At 32.6% G+C, this 15,660-nt stretch carries 10 protein-coding genes; 4 read left to right on the top strand and 6 right to left on the bottom strand.

The features are described from left to right. Nucleotides 1–89 precede the first annotated feature (89 nt). The 5 genes from sufD to NYQ10_RS05545 all read right to left on the bottom strand — a co-directional run bounded on the left by sufD (nt 90) and on the right by NYQ10_RS05545 (nt 4,591). Entirely contained in the window at nt 90–1,406 is a 1,317-nt protein-coding gene (gene sufD, locus NYQ10_RS05525; protein ID WP_289879247.1) for a Fe-S cluster assembly protein SufD, read from the bottom strand. A 66-nt stretch (nt 1,407–1,472) separates the two neighbouring features. After that, nucleotides 1,473–2,219, bottom strand: coding sequence for a Fe-S cluster assembly ATPase SufC (sufC, locus tag NYQ10_RS05530; protein WP_008466070.1), 747 nt, complete (start codon nt 2,217–2,219; stop codon nt 1,473–1,475). Between the two features lie 11 nt (nt 2,220–2,230). Then, entirely contained in the window at nt 2,231–2,719 is a 489-nt protein-coding gene (locus NYQ10_RS05535; RefSeq protein WP_289879248.1) for a flavodoxin family protein, read from the bottom strand. 7 nt (nt 2,720–2,726) lie between these two features. Further along, entirely contained in the window at nt 2,727–4,175 is a 1,449-nt protein-coding gene (sufB, locus tag NYQ10_RS05540; protein ID WP_276175632.1) for a Fe-S cluster assembly protein SufB, read from the bottom strand. An 86-nt stretch (nt 4,176–4,261) separates the two neighbouring features. Then, nucleotides 4,262–4,591, bottom strand: coding sequence for a HesB/IscA family protein (locus NYQ10_RS05545; protein ID WP_012023267.1), 330 nt, complete (start codon nt 4,589–4,591; stop codon nt 4,262–4,264). Between the two features lie 331 nt (nt 4,592–4,922). Here NYQ10_RS05545 and NYQ10_RS05550 point away from each other — a divergent pair, with 331 nt between their 5' ends. Together NYQ10_RS05550 and NYQ10_RS05555 are read left to right on the top strand one after the other, a co-directional pair. Beyond that, nucleotides 4,923–5,849 carry a hypothetical protein gene (locus NYQ10_RS05550; protein WP_289879249.1) on the top strand — a complete coding sequence of 309 codons (927 nt, stop codon included), beginning with the start codon at nt 4,923–4,925 and terminating at the stop codon, nt 5,847–5,849. A 78-nt stretch (nt 5,850–5,927) separates the two neighbouring features. After that, nucleotides 5,928–6,785, top strand: coding sequence for an MBL fold metallo-hydrolase (locus NYQ10_RS05555; RefSeq protein ID WP_289879250.1), 858 nt, complete (start codon nt 5,928–5,930; stop codon nt 6,783–6,785). Between the two features lie 78 nt (nt 6,786–6,863). Here NYQ10_RS05555 and NYQ10_RS05560 read toward each other — a convergent pair whose 3' ends face one another. Further along, nucleotides 6,864–11,426 carry a T9SS type A sorting domain-containing protein gene (locus NYQ10_RS05560; RefSeq protein ID WP_289879251.1) on the bottom strand — a complete coding sequence of 1,521 codons (4,563 nt, stop codon included), beginning with the start codon at nt 11,424–11,426 and terminating at the stop codon, nt 6,864–6,866. Nucleotides 11,427–11,716: 290 nt separating this feature from the next. Between NYQ10_RS05560 and NYQ10_RS05565 the strand changes: the two genes are divergently transcribed. Together NYQ10_RS05565 and NYQ10_RS05570 are read left to right on the top strand one after the other, a co-directional pair. After that, complete coding sequence (locus NYQ10_RS05565; RefSeq protein WP_289879252.1) at nt 11,717–13,354, top strand: S8 family peptidase; 1,638 nt, start codon at nt 11,717–11,719, stop codon at nt 13,352–13,354. 64 nt (nt 13,355–13,418) lie between these two features. Further along, nucleotides 13,419–15,299 carry a M1 family metallopeptidase gene (locus tag NYQ10_RS05570; protein ID WP_289879253.1) on the top strand — a complete coding sequence of 627 codons (1,881 nt, stop codon included), beginning with the start codon at nt 13,419–13,421 and terminating at the stop codon, nt 15,297–15,299. The last annotated feature ends 361 nt before the right edge of the window (nt 15,300–15,660 follow it).

A 15,660-nucleotide genomic window follows, 5' to 3' on the forward strand; every position in this document is an offset into this window, starting at 1 on the left:
CGCAAGGTATAAAAGCGCAAAGTTCGCAAAGCTTAATAAAAAACTTTGCGAACTTTGCGTAACCTTTGTGTCTTTGCGGTAAAACCCGACTACAAATCAAATCCTAAATTCACGCCTAATTTCATGGCAATGATTTTAGTAATTCTTTGTTTTAATTCTGGTATTTTAATGCTTTCGATAACGGCATTTGAGAATGCGTACATCAATAAAGCTTTGGCTTCTTTTTTCGGGATTCCACGAGATTGCATGTAGAACATTGCTGTTTCATCAAGCTGTCCAACTGTACATCCGTGAGAACATTTTACGTCATCTGCAAAAATCTCTAATTGAGGTTTTGCATTGATTGTAGCTTTATCACTCAATAAAATATTGTTGCTTTTTTGGAAAGCGTTTGTTTTTTGAGCTTCTTTTTCAACCAAAACTTTTCCATTGAAAACTCCTGTCGAACGATCAGAGAAAATTCCTTTATAATCTTGGAAACTTTCGCAGTTTGGTTGTGCGTGGTTTACCAAAGTATAATGATCAACGTGCTGTTTGTCATTTAAGATTGAAATTCCGTTTAACGTACTTGTCAATCTTTCGCCAAAATGATAGAAATTCAAATTGTTTCGAGTCAAGTTTCCTCCGAAAGAGAAAGTATGAACAGAAGCATGACTTTCTTGTTGTTGCGAAACATAAGTATTGTCAACTAAATTAGCTTCGCTGTTGTCGTTTTGGATTTTATAATAATCTACAATCGCACGTTTTTGAGCAAAAATCTCTGTAACAGAGTTTGTTAAAACTGGATTTTCATTCAAACTTTGGTGACGCTCAATAATTTGTACATGTGAATTTTCGCCCACAATAATCAAGTTTCTTGGCTGAACCATTAAAGCAGATTCGTTTCCAGTTGAGAAATACATAATCTCAATTGGTTTATCTGCTACTTTTTTCTTCGGAATATTGATAAAAGCGCCTTCAATTGCAAAAGCTGTATTCAATGAAGTCAAGCTATCATCTTTACTTGCAATTTGATTAAAGTACGTATCAATAACCATTTTATATTTTGGTTTGGTTAATGCCGATGACATTAAGCAAACATCGATTCCGTCGTGCGTTGTAGAAGACAAATGCGAACTGAAAACGCCATCGATAAATACTAATTTGTACGTATCAATTTCGTGTAAAAAGTATTTTTTTACCTGATTGAATTCGATTGCATTTTCCTGTTTTGGAAAAACCGTAAAGTCATTTTTTAAGATGGCATTTAGCGATGTATATTTCCAAGCTTCTTCTTTTTTGGTTGGGAAACCTTTATTTTCGAAGTTTTTTAAAGCATTTGTGCGTATGTCATGTAAATCTGAATGTACATCGACACGCTCTTCAAAAGCCATAAAAGACGATACTAATTTTTCTTTTAAATCCATTTTCTTAGTTGTAAGTTATGAGTTATGAGTTATGAGTTTTTGCAAACTGTAAACTGTAACTGTAAACTAGTTTTCTGCTTTAATCCAGTCGTATCCTTTTTCCTCAAGCTCGTAAGCTAATTCTTTTCCACCAGATTTTACGATTCTTCCGTTGTAAAGAACGTGAACGAAATCAGGAACGATATAATCTAATAAACGTTGGTAGTGTGTGATCACAATGATTGCGTTTTTGTCGCTTTTTAATTTGTTCACACCATTTGCAACAATTCTTAAAGCATCGATATCAAGACCAGAATCAGTTTCGTCAAGGATTGCTAATTTTGGCTCTAACATTGCCATTTGGAAAATTTCGTTTCTTTTTTTCTCTCCTCCAGAAAAACCTTCGTTAAGAGAACGAGATAAAAATTTACGGTCAATTTCTAATAATTCAGATTTTTCACGAATTACTTTCAACATTTCGTTAGCTGGCATTTCTTCTTGTCCGTTTGCTTTACGAGTTTCGTTGATAGCAGTTTTCATAAAGTTAGTAACGCTAACTCCAGGAATTTCTACCGGATATTGGAAAGAAAGGAAAACACCTTTATGTGCTCTTTCTTCAGGAGCTAAATCAGCAAGATCTTCTCCGTCAAGAATAACTTCTCCGTCTGTAACTTCATAATTTTCGTTTCCTGCAATAACAGCAGAAAGTGTACTTTTTCCAGAACCGTTTGGTCCCATTATCGCGTGAACTTCCCCAGCTTTAACTTCTATATTAATTCCCTTAAGGATTTCTTTATCACCAATTGCGGCGTGAAGGTTTTTTATTGATAACATTGTTTTTTATTTTATATAAATGTCAATTCTATTTTTGTTGTTTGGTTTAGGATATTGGCATTAAAATGCGCGTGTCCTAAATATTCCATGCCTAAATAATCGGCTGTTTTTTGAAACGGAATGTAAAAACTATCTTCAATTACATTATCGTGTGAATTTGTAATTACTCCGATTTTCTTTCCTCTAAGTTTTCTTCCGGTTTCTTTTTCAATGCGGATTAAATCTGAAATCCTGTCAAAAAAGACCTTCATAATTCCGCTCATATTATACCAATAAATGGGCGTTGCAAAAATTAAAGTATCATACTTTTCGATAATTCCTCTTATCAAAGGCAAAAAATCATCGCCTATATTTTTGCTTTCATAATCATAATAGGAAATAGTATAATCACTTAAATTAATTACATCTATGTTGTGTTCTTTCGAAATTTCGTCCACAATTTTTGTTGTGTTTCCGTTTTTTCTGGAAGAACCTAAAATGATTACTTTTTTATTTTCCATCTTCAAATTATCCTACAGAACCTTCTAAAGAAATCTCTAATAATTTTTGAGCTTCAACCGCAAATTCCATTGGAAGTTTATTCAAGACATCTTTACTGAAACCGTTTACAATTAAGGCAATCGCTTTTTCAGTTGGGATACCTCTTTGGTTGCAATAAAAAACCTGATCTTCTCCAATTTTACTTGTCGTTGCTTCGTGCTCAATTTTAGCAGATGGATTTTTACTTTCGATATAAGGGAAAGTATGCGCTCCACAATTGTTCCCCATTAAAAGAGAATCACACTGAGAAAAGTTTCTTGCATTCTCTGCTCTTGGCGAAATCTGCACTAAACCACGATAGCTATTTTGTGATTTTCCAGCTGAAATACCTTTAGAAATAATAGTCGATTTAGTGTTTTTTCCTAAATGGATCATTTTTGTTCCAGTATCAGCTTGTTGATAATTATTAGTTACAGCGATAGAATAAAATTCTCCAACAGAATTATCACCTTTTAATACACAAGAAGGATATTTCCAAGTTACAGCAGAACCGGTTTCAACTTGTGTCCAAGAAATTTTAGCGTTTGTTTCGCATAAACCTCTTTTGGTTACGAAGTTGTAAACTCCACCTTTTCCTTCTTTATTTCCAGGAAACCAGTTTTGAACGGTAGAATATTTAATTTCAGCATCGTCCAAAGCGATTAATTCAACCACAGCAGCGTGTAATTGATTTTCGTCACGGCTTGGAGCTGTACATCCTTCAAGATAAGAAACGTAACTTCCTTCGTCAGCAATAACTAGAGTTCTTTCAAATTGTCCCGTTCCTGCTTGATTGATTCTAAAGTAAGTTGAAAGTTCCATCGGACATTTTACGCCTTTTGGAATATAACAGAAACTTCCATCAGAGAAAACTGCTGAGTTTAATGCTGCATAGAAGTTGTCTTTTTGAGGTACAACAGTTCCTAAATATTTTTTTACTAATTCTGGATGCTCTTTAATAGCTTCAGAAATTGGACAGAAAATAATTCCTTTTTCTGCCAAAGTTTTCTTGAAAGTTGTAGCAACAGAAACAGAATCGACAACAATATCCATAGCGATATTGTTCATTTTTTTCTGTTCGTCTACAGAGATTCCTAACTTTTTGTACATCTCTAATAATTCAGGATCTACATCGTCTAAAGTTTTGTTAGGATCTACTTGTTTTGGAGCCGAATAATATGAAATAGCCTGAAAATCTGGTTTTTCGTAATTTACATTTGCCCATTCTGGTTCGATCATTTCTTTCCATGCGCGGAAAGCTTCGATACGCCACTCAGTCATCCATTCAGGCTCTTCTTTTTTAAGAGAAATTGCGCGAACGATTTCTTCGTTTAAACCCACAGGAAATGTTTCAGATTCTATATTGGTATAAAATCCGTATTCGTATTCTTTAGTTTCGAGTTCGATTTTTAAATCGTCTTCTGTGTATTTGCTCATTATTTTTTTTATTGTCTAAAGTTTTAAAGTCTAAAGTTCGAAAGTCAATCTGCAGTCTTTAAGACTTTATGACTTTCGGCTTTTGACTAAAGAGAGAATGATTCTCCGCATCCGCAAGTTCTGCTTGCATTCGGATTATTGAAAACAAATCCTTTTCCGTTTAATCCTCCAGAAAATTCTAAAATTGTTCCGGCTAAATAAAGGAATGATTTTTTTTCAACGGCAATTTGTATATCGTTATCTACGAATATTTTATCGTCTTCTCCTTTGGTTTTGTCAAATTTTAAATCATAAGACAAACCAGAGCATCCACCGCTTTTTACACCTACTCTTACGTAGTCGCTAGCAGCGTCAAAACCATCATCAGTCATCAGGTCGATGATTTTCTTTTTGGCAGTATCTGAAACTTTTATCATTGTTCTTAGATGTTTAATTTAATGAGCATTTATCTTCTGTAATGAAATTAGTACAGATTTAAAACGCTTATTTTCAATGTTAAATAGAAATTGTCTGCAAAGATACGACTTAAAAACCTTTTTCCATAACGGTTCACATTATTATAACAAATGAGAAAATAGATATTAGTTATTTTGATAAAATCTTACTCCAAAATGAACCTATAAATGCTGAAAATGTTAGTTTTTTTTCGATTTTTTGCAATTTCTTGTTTTAAATGTTAAAAACGAGTATTTCTACTGATGTAACTCTGTGATTATTTGGTATTTTTGCGAAAAATTGTGACTAATTATGAAAAAACAAAATACAATAAAGTGGTTTAAACCATTATTTGCTTTAATTTTTGTTTTAGGAATAGGCGCTACAGTATTGGTTTTTAGCAGCGAGCCTGAAAATGAGGAAAGTGAGATAAAAGAAGAAGTTGTTACGAAAGCAAATCCCGTTGCTAAGCGAGAGTTGAGCGAACAAATGAATATTTTAGATTCTTTAAATACTTTAAAGGAGGCGTACGATGTAGCTATTCTTGAGAAAAATACAATGTCTAGAGAATTAGAATTAGAACGCAAGAATGTTGAAAATTTAATGCAGTTAATTAAAGTTTCTCAAAATCCGACGGCGGCTCAAATAAAAATATACAGAAATCAGCTTTTAGATTTAAAGAATTCTTTGGATACGAGAGTGCAGGAAATAAAAAAATTAAAATTTCAGAATAAAAATCTTCTAACAGAAATTGAAAGTCAGAATGTTGTGATGTACCAACAGAAAGCAGAAAATGATACTTTGGTTTCTAAACAAAAAAAGCTGGAATCGACTTTAAAAGATGCTTCAAAACTTTCTTTGAGTAATTTTAAAGTAATTGCACTTCGCGAAAAAAACTCTGGAAAAGAATTGGAAACCACAAAATCAAAAAGTACAGATAAGCTTAAAATTAGTTTCACTATTAACGGAAATGGCGTTGCAAAAACTGGAAAACGGATATATTATGTTCAGGTATTAGATCAAAAAAATACCGTTTTGGGAGATGATAAACTAATCGAATTCGGAAATAATAAAGCTTTAGTTTATAGTTTTATCGTTGCTGCAGATTTTCAAGGAAAGTCTGTAAATGTTTATGGAATCTTAAATGCGAATGAAGATCATTTTAAGAAAGGCACTTATTTTGTTAATTATTTTGACAAGCAAGAAATAATGGGTAGTACTTCGATCACATTAGAATAAAGTAAAAGTTTTTTAAGTAGAAATTTTAGTAAAAGGAGTCGGGATTTCCTAGCTTTGTTCTTTTACAAAAATATTCTCATGAAACTTTATCCTATAGAATCTGGAAATTTCAAATTAGATGGCGGCGCTATGTTTGGCGTGGTTCCTAAAACTATTTGGAACAAAACAAATCCCGCAGACGCGAATAATTTAATTGATATTGCGGCACGCTGTTTATTAATTGAAGACGGAAAACGTTTAATTTTAATTGACACCGGAATGGGAGATAAACAATCTGAAAAGTTTTTTGGCTATTATTCGCTTTGGGGTTCTCATTCTATAGATAAATCTCTAGCAAAATATGGTTTTAACCGTGATGATATTACAGATGTTTTTATGACGCATCTTCATTTTGATCATTGCGGCGGAAGCGTTCAATGGAATTCAACCAAAACGGGTTACGAACCAGCTTTTAAAAATGCCAAATTCTGGACCAACGAAAATCATTGGGAATGGGCAACAAAACCCAACGCACGCGAAAAAGCTTCTTTTTTGTCTGAAAATATATTGCCTATGCTAGAAAGCGGACAATTGAATTTTGTTGAAAGACCAGAAACTGATTTTGGTTTTTCAAAAGAATTAAATTTTGATATTTTCTACGTTGACGGCCACACCGAAAAACAGATGATTCCGTACATAAAATACCAAGATAAAACCATTGTTTTTTGTGCCGATTTATTGGCAACAGCCGGACACATTCCGTTGCCTTATGTTATGGGTTACGATACCCGACCTTTGCTGACAATGCCAGAAAAATCAAAATTTTTGAATGCAGCGGCAGATCATAATCATTATTTGTTTTTAGAACATGATGCGCACAATCAAATTATAACTGTGGAACATACAGAGAAAGGTGTTCGATTAAAAGATGTTTTTACTTGCGAAGATATTTTTTAAACGAAAAAATCAAAACATAAAAAAATCCCATTTCAAATACTGAAGATGGGATTTTTTAATTGAACTAAATCGTATGGTTTATTCAACGATTATTTTTTTCGCGGAAGCGGCATCTCCACTAATTAGATACACAAAATAAACTCCTCTCGGCAAACCAGATAAATTTATAGTATTACTAGTTTCGCCGTTATTGAAAACAAATGTTTTAACCAGTTGTCCTAACGAATTATAAACAGTTGCCTTTTCTAAAGAAACATTATTAATGTTAACCTCTCCTTTTGTCGGGTTAGGGAAAACTGTTGCTTTGCTGAAAACCGAATCTTCAAGTCCTAAAGTACATGTTGCAGAGTAAGAAGCGCCAGCATCTTTAAAGAATACGCCACTCGAAGCAGCAAAAGAAGGATTGTCAACTGTGATACAAGTCAGAGATGTATTTTTATTTAACAATGCACCTGTAAAATTGCTGTTATTACCATTTTTAAGGTTTAATGTTTTCAGTGAGTTTTCCGTTACGTTAACATAAACCAATTTGCTGTTTTTAGATAAATCTAAAGCAGTCAGTTTGTTTTTGTTGGCATATAAAGTCGTAAGAGCTGGATTTGCAGATAAATCTAATGTTGTCAAATCATTTCCGTGCGTATATAATTCTATTAATTTTGAATTTTTAGATACATTCAAAGAAGTTAAAAGATTGAATTGACAGTTTAAATACTCAAGAGAAGCAAAATCCTGAATTCCAGTTAAGTCTTTAATATCGCTTAATTGAACATTTAAGTCTTTTACAGTTGAAATTGTTGAAGTTAAAACTTTTCCATTTTTACCATCAATATCAATTTTCAAGGCAATCAATTCATCTTCAAAATTGCTGTCAGGAATAAGCGTAAACGTATTACAGTCTTCTGTGAAATAAGAAGTTTTGTCTAATTTTCCATTCCACTCATCATTAGAATATTTTGCGTTATCAACCTGAATACAGCCTAAAGAAGCATTTTTAGTAAAATTCACACTAAACCAATCCATATTGGTGTTGAAACCATTTTTTACGTTCAAAGAATTTAAATTATTGTTTGAAACATTTAATGCCGTCAATGCTTTGTTTTTACTAACATCAAGAGTTGTTAAAGCGTTGTAAGAAACATTTAATTCTGTCAATGAAAGATTGTTTGCAAGAGTTAAAGAAGTTAATTGGTTTGTACTACAATTTAATACTTTCAGAGAAACAAAATCCTGAATTCCAGTAAGATCTTTAATAGAACTTGATGAAACGTCTAATGTAGTAACAGAAACAATACTTGAAGTAGCTACTTTTCCGTTTTTACCATCTTTATCAATTTGCAATGCAATTAATTTATCTTCAAAAGCAGCATCTGGAATTAAGGTATAAACTGCACAATCTACATTGTAATTTGCTGTAACGTCTTTTATAGCAGACCAATTATCATTAGAATAGGTTTCGTTGTCAACCTGAATACAAGTAAGTTTTGGATTGTTTTTGAAACTAGAAGAAGCTAAAACTAGTTTTGTATTATTGCCATTTTTTAAATTTAATGAAGTCAATAAATTGTTGTTACAAGCCAATTCAGTTATTTTCGGATTATTAGAAATGTCTAAGCTTGTAATTTGATTTTCAAAACAATCAAGTATAATTAAAGCTGTGTTTTTAGAAAGATTAAGTGCAGTCAGTTTATTGCCATTACACATTAAGTTTTGTAATAAAATGTTGCTTGAAACATCTAAACTTGCGATTTGATTATTAAAACAATATAAAGTAGTTAAAGCTGTATTTGTTGTAACATTTAAGCTAGTCAATTTGTTATTGCCACAATTTAGACTTGTCAATGCTTTGCTAGCTGAAACGTTTAATGATGTTATCGCATTACTGCTAACATTAAGCTCTTCTAGTTTTGTCAAGGCTGAAATATCTAAAGAAGTTAATTTGTTAGTACCTAAATTTAAAACCTTAAGAGACTTATTAGCAGTCGTATTTAATGAAGTTAATTCATTTTTTTGAGCATATAAGTTTTCTAAAACTGTATTTTTAGACAAATCAAGTATTGTCAAAGTATTTGTAGAACAGTTTAAATCAATTAATGAAGTAAAGTCTTGAATTCCTGTAAGGTCTTTGATAGAACTTCCAGAAACATCTAGCGAAGTTACGCTAGCAATACTAGAAGTTATCACTTTACCATTTTTACCATCTTTGTCAATTTGTAAAGCAATTAATTTATCTTCAAAATTAGAATCTGGAATTAAAGTATAAACTGTACAATCTGTGTTGTAAGAAGCACTTGAGTCTTTAATTGAAGTAGCCCAATTCGCATTTGAATAAGCAACATCGTCTACTTGAATACATTTTAAGCTTAAGTTAGAGAAAAAGAATAAGTTAGCTTTCTCAAGTAATTTATTGTTTCCATTTTTTAAATTCAAACTTTCCAATTTGTTAATAGAACAGTCAAACATTTTCAGCAATGTATTTTGAGAAACATCTAAACTTTTTATTTTGTTTTGGGAACAAGATAAAGATGTTAACGCTGTGTTTTTAGAAACATTTAAGGTGTCTAATTCATTTCTCTCACAAACAAATTCAGTCAATGCTAAATTGCTAGAAATATCCAAATTTGGCAGTTTATTTCTTTGACACCATAAAGTTATCAATTTACTGTTTTTAGATACATTTAAACTAGTTAAGACGTTATCGGTAATATATATTTTAGATAATTCAGTATTGGCAGAAAAATCTAAAGCAGTAAATTGGTTATTATTACCAGCAAAATAATCTAGAGCTATATTTTTTGAAATGTTTATAGACTTCAATTGGTTTTTACTAACCGTTAATGATTTAAGATTTACATTTGTCGAAAGATCAACCGTTGTTAATGCATTTTCTGAACAATTTAGGATTGTAAGAGCAGTAAAATCCTGAATTCCTGTAAGGTCAGCAATATTGCTTTTAGAAACGCCTAATGTAGTTAATGAAGCAATGCTTGAAGTCAATACTTTCCCATTTTTCCCATCTTTATCAATTCCTAAATCGATCAATTTTTGTTCAAAATTGGCATCTGGAATTAAAGTATAAACTAAAGAGGCGCAGTCTAAAGTATATTCGCCGCTATTTTTAAAGGTTGACCAATTTGTGTTAGAATAAGAAACATCATCGACCAAAATGCATGATAAGCTGGTATTACCCATAATACTTGATTCTCCAGGACCGCCATTAGTTCCTGTCCAATAAGTAAAAGTTTTAAGTAAGTTGGTATTTTTTCCATTTCGTAAATCCAACGTTTTTAAATTAGGGTTGTTGTCACAATCTAAACCAATTAGAAGCTTATTATTACTTAGGTCAAGTGTGCTTATTTGAGAGTAATAAATTTGTAAAGCTTTTAAATTAATATTAGCTTTTAAATTGATGCTAGTAATAGGATTGTTAGAAAAATTAAGATATTCTAACTTCGTATTTGCACTTAAATCTAATGTTGTTAGCAAATTAGAATCGATTGTAAGATTTACTAATTCTTTGTTTTCAGAGAGATTTAGGGTTGTAAATTTGTTGTCTCGAGCCCATAAAGAAATCAAAGACTTATTATTACTTAAGTCTATAGAAGGCATCTTACAGTTTAGCATATTCAAGCGGTTAAGTAATTTTAAATTACTCAGATCAATCGAAGTTATAGGATTATGACTAAAACTTAAACTCTTTAATAGCGGCGTATAACTTAAATTTATAGAAGTAAGTTGATTACTGTCAAAGCTTAAAACGGTCAATTTAGTATTTTTAGAAATATCTAAGTTTGTCAGCTTATTCTCATCTACAGATAAATCTGTTAAATTGATATTATTAGAAATATCAACGTTTGTCAGCTTATTCCTGTATACAGATAACCTTGTTAAATTGATATTTTTGGATACATCTATATTTGTTAACTGATTTAAGTCAGCATTCAAGTTTTGTAGACTTGTAAAATCTTGTATGCCAGTAAGATCAGCGATGTTTTTTTGGTATAAAAACAAATAGGTTACGGTAGAAATCTTAGAAGTTAAAACTTTTCCATCAGGAGCGCCAGAGTCTAAACCTAATGCTATAAGTTCATTTTCAAAGTTTACATCTGGTATAAGCGTATATTTTGGTCCAATTTCAGCGACATCAACAATCGAAACATTATCAACTAAAATTTGAGTGCCAGTTGTTCCTTTTATCCAAATGCTAATTTCTGCGTTTTGAGTAGTTGTGGCAACATAATCAAATTCAATTTTTTGCCAAGCAGAATTTAAAGAAGTTGTTTCTTCTTTTTTTGTAATAGGTGTTTTAAAAATATCAGTTTTTGTTAAGCTTAATTCTACAGAAGTTATCGTTCCCGAAACAAGCTTGTGATACATCGTAACACGATACGTTTTTCCTGATTGAGTAGCAAAAGGACTGCTGTACATATTATGAACAGTTCCGCTAGTAATTTCCATTTTTGTACTTGAGGAACCTTTTTGTGCATCAGAATCTTGATATAAAAGCCCATTTGAGATACGGAACCAATCTGTTGGTTGAGAAAATGCAGTCCAAGTTTCAAAATCTCCGTTAGAGACTAAGTTTGTTTGCGCATAAATAGAAAAATTTGCCAATAATAGCAACAAGAGTAGTTTTGTTTTCATAGAAATGGTTTAGAATTAGGTCGCGCAAGTTTAACACATATATTCGGAGATTCCTTACGTGATTCCGTAAGCGCTTGAAATTATTTTATCGAAGAAAAATAGTACTCATTTTATTGAATGGCATCTTTTGTCAGATTATAGCTAAGAATTTGATTTTTAAAGGATTGTGTGGATTTGACTGTTATAAAATTTTGTTCAAAATTTCATAACACATTGTTAACAGTTAGTTTTTTGTAACAAAAAATCATAATTTAGGCCCATCTTTTAACTTTACTTATATTTATAGATAGATGAGTCATATAAAACCTCTTAAATTATCTGCTTTTGCATTACTTGTTTTAGCAGGTTGCAGTGCAAGTTTGCAAGCACAAAATTCAGCGCCAAAACAGCCGGTTGTTGCTCCTTTGGCAGTTGTAAAAAAAGCACCAGTTAGTGAAAATGAATTAAAAAGATGGAGTCATTTAGATTTAGTAAAAGATTCTATTCCGGGAATGAGTGTAGACAGAGCTTGGGCTGAATTACTGCAAGGTAAGACAGGTAAAAAAGTTATTGTAGGTATTGTAGATTCTGGTGTAGATATCGAACACGAAGATCTAAAAGGAATGATCTGGACAAATGTTAAAGAAATTCCAGGAAACGGAATCGACGATGATAAAAACGGATATATCGATGACGTTCACGGATGGAATTTCCTTGGAGACGCTGTACACGAAAATCTTGAATTGACACGCGTTGTTAAAAAAGGAGACGACGGTTCTGCTCAATACAAAGAAGCTTTGGCTCAATATAATGAAAAGTACGAAGAAGCTTTAAAAGATAAAGAACAAGTAGACTTTTTACTTGATGTTCATAATACAATCAAAAAAGAGCTGAATAAATCAGATTATAAAATAGAAGATTTAAGCAAAATTACTTCTACAGATTCAAAAGTTTTAAGAAGTAAAGCTATCATGACTCAGATTTTTACAAATGCTGGTCCAACTTTCAATCCAGAAGCTGATTTTGGAGAATACAAAGATCAAGTTTACGATCAGTTAAATTACAATTTGAATAAAGATTTTGACGGAAGAAAAATCGTAGGTGATAATCCAGAAGATATTAAAAACACGAAATACGGAAATAACGTTGTTTTTGGCCCAGATAAAGAAAAAGCGCTTCACGGAACTCACGTTGCCGGAATTATTGCTCAAATTAGAGGAAATAATTTAGGAGGAGACGGAGTAGCTTCGCCAAATGTTGAAATTTTAACAGTTAGAGCGGTTCCAGATGGCGACGAGTATGACAAAGATATTGCTTTAGCAATTCGTTATGCAGTAGACAACGGTGCAAAAGTAATCAACGGAAGTTTCGGAAAAAGCTTTTCTCCGCACAAACAATGGGTTTACGACGCTATCAAATACGCAGCAAAAAAAGACGTATTAATTGTTCACGCAGCAGGAAATGACGGCTATAATATTGATGAAACAAAAAACATCAACTATCCAAACGATTCTGAAGATAACGTAAAAGAATTTGCAGACAATTTAATTACAATTGGAGCAATTAATAAAGAATATGGCGAAACAGTTGTGGCTAGTTTTTCAAACTTTGGAAAAATAAACGTAGACGTTTTTGCTCCAGGTGAAGAAATTTACGCAACAGTTCCGAATAATAAATACAAATATTTGCAAGGAACTTCAATGGCATCTCCAAACGCGGCAGGTGTAGCAGCATTGATTCGTTCTTATTATCCAAAATTGAAAGCAGCTCAGGTTAAAAAGATTTTAATGGATTCTGGAGTAGCGCTTCCTTCAAAGGTTGTTCTTGGAAAAAGTGAAAATCCGCAAGAGAAACCAGTTGCAGTTTCTTCAGCAGAATCTTCAAAAACAGCAAAAATGGTAAATGCTTATAACGCTTTATTAATGGCTGAAAAGATGTCTAAAAAATAAAGAATAATATACTATTAACCGAATGGAAGGGCGAATGCTCTTCCATTTTCTATTACATATCTACATGCGAAAAATTATTTTACTCTCTTTCTTGAGTTTAGGTTTTACTTCAGCTTTTGCACAAAGCGCCCCATATTGGCAACAACACGCCGATTATAAAATGGAGGTTTCTATGGATGTAAAAAACTACCAATACAAAGGAAAACAAGAATTGGTTTATACCAATAATTCTCCTGATACTTTAAAAAAGGTATACTATCATTTATATCCAAACGCTTTTCAACCAGGAAGCGAAATGGATGCTCGTCTTCATTTCATTAAAGATCCTGATGGAAGAATGGTAAATAAAGTAAAAGGCGCTGATGGAAAAGAGGTAAAACAAAGCAGAATTGAAACTTTAAAACCAAATGAAATTGGATTTTTAAAAATTACAAACTTTAAACAAGATGGTGCTGTTGCTCAAACAAGAGTTTCAGGAACTATTTTGGAAGTAACTTTAGCGAAACCAATTTTACCAAATTCTAAAACTACTTTTACATTAGATTTTGACGGACAAGTTCCAGTTCAAGTTCGTCGTTCTGGAAGAAATAATTCTGAAGGAATCGAGCTTTCAATGTCGCAATGGTATCCAAAATTAGCTGAATTTGATTTCGAAGGATGGCATGCAGATCCATATATTGCAAGAGAATTTCACGGAGTTTGGGGGAATTTTGATGTAAAAATTACAATCGACAAAGAATACACAATCGGTGGTTCTGGATATTTGCAAGACAAAAATTCAATTGGTCATGGTTACGAAGACGAAGGTATAACGGTTACATATCCTAAAAAAGCAAAAACATTAACATGGCATTTTATTGCGCCAAATGTTCACGATTTTACTTGGGCAGCAGACAAAGATTATGCGCATGATATTGTAAAAGGACCAAACGATGTCGATTTGCATTTCTTCTACAAAAACACGCCAAAAGTGGCAGAAAACTGGAAACAGTTAGAACCTCTAATGGTAAAAGTTATGGAATATTATAACCAAAGAGTTGGCGCATATCCGTACAAACAATATTCATTTATTCAAGGTGGAGACGGTGGAATGGAGTATGCAATGTGTACTTTAATGTTAGGAAACGGAACTCTTGAAGGAATTCTTGGAACTGCAACTCACGAATTAGGACATTCTTGGTTCCAGCATATTTTAGCGTCAAACGAATCAAAACACCCTTGGATGGACGAAGGTTTTACAACGTACATCGAAGACAGTGCTTTAAATGAATTAAAAGGCGATAAAAAAGAAGTGAATCCGTTTAAAGGAAATTATGCGGCTTATTACAGTTTAGTAAATTCTGGAAAAGAACAGCCTCAAACAACTCACGGAGATCGTTACGATGAAAACCGTCCGTACAGTATTTCGTCTTATATTAAAGGAAGTCTTTTCCTTTCTCAGTTAGAATATGTAATTGGAAAAGAAAATGTTGACGCAACTTTAAAAAGATATTTCAATGATTTCAAATTCAAGCATCCAACGCCAAACGATATCAAAAGAACAGCAGAAAGAGTTTCTGGAGCTGAGTTAGATTGGTATTTAACAGATTGGACACAAACATTAAACACAATCGATTACGGAATTAAAGACGTAGCCGACAATTCAGGAAAAACTACGGTTACTTTAGAAAGAATTGGAAGAATGCCAATGCCAATCGATTTAAAAGTAGATTATACTGACGGAACTTCTGAAACATTCTACATTCCGTTAAGAATGATGAATTTCATTAAACCAAATCCAAACCCGAACGTAAAAAGAACAGTTCTAGAAGATTGGGCTTGGGCGCAGCAGAATTATAGTTTTACAATTGACAAAAACAAAACGTCAATCAAAAAAATCACTATCGATCCAAGTGGATTAATGGCTGATGTAAAACAAGCAAATAATGTTTTTGAAGTGAAGTAATTCTTCAAATTGATAATAAAAAAATGCCGTTTAGAATTTCTAAGCGGCATTTTTAGTTTCAGGAGCATCAAAAAAGGCACTTTAACAAACATGGTTTCCCGCTCTCGGCTATATCTCGCTGTTGCCCGACGTCGGGCCAGCAAGGATACCGCCTCCATCGGGGCTAGATACAAACAATTGACTTCTTTTAAAGATTCTCGCCATTCTTGTCATTTCGATCCCGACGCTTCGGGAGAGAAATCTTCGTAAGTAGCTCCGCAATAATAAGCCAATCTTTGTGGAGTTTCTCGTGAAGATTTCTCTCCCGAAGCGTCGGGATCGAAAATGACAAACTAATAAGACTTTAGCTAATTATCCAAAT

The organism is Flavobacterium johnsoniae, from assembly GCF_030388325.1.
Taxonomy (GTDB): Bacteria; Bacteroidota; Bacteroidia; order Flavobacteriales; family Flavobacteriaceae; genus Flavobacterium; species Flavobacterium johnsoniae_C.

Coding starts and splice junctions, on each gene's coding strand:
- sufD (WP_289879247.1), bottom strand. CDS start 1,406: ATGGATTTAAAAGAAAAATTAGTATCGTCTTTTATGGCTTTTGAAGAG.
- sufC (WP_008466070.1), bottom strand. CDS start 2,219: ATGTTATCAATAAAAAACCTTCACGCCGCAATTGGTGATAAAGAAATC.
- NYQ10_RS05535 (WP_289879248.1), bottom strand. CDS start 2,719: ATGGAAAATAAAAAAGTAATCATTTTAGGTTCTTCCAGAAAAAACGGA.
- sufB (WP_276175632.1), bottom strand. CDS start 4,175: ATGAGCAAATACACAGAAGACGATTTAAAAATCGAACTCGAAACTAAA.
- NYQ10_RS05545 (WP_012023267.1), bottom strand. CDS start 4,591: ATGATAAAAGTTTCAGATACTGCCAAAAAGAAAATCATCGACCTGATG.
- NYQ10_RS05550 (WP_289879249.1), top strand. CDS start 4,923: ATGAAAAAACAAAATACAATAAAGTGGTTTAAACCATTATTTGCTTTA.
- NYQ10_RS05555 (WP_289879250.1), top strand. CDS start 5,928: ATGAAACTTTATCCTATAGAATCTGGAAATTTCAAATTAGATGGCGGC.
- NYQ10_RS05560 (WP_289879251.1), bottom strand. CDS start 11,426: ATGAAAACAAAACTACTCTTGTTGCTATTATTGGCAAATTTTTCTATT.
- NYQ10_RS05565 (WP_289879252.1), top strand. CDS start 11,717: ATGAGTCATATAAAACCTCTTAAATTATCTGCTTTTGCATTACTTGTT.
- NYQ10_RS05570 (WP_289879253.1), top strand. CDS start 13,419: ATGCGAAAAATTATTTTACTCTCTTTCTTGAGTTTAGGTTTTACTTCA.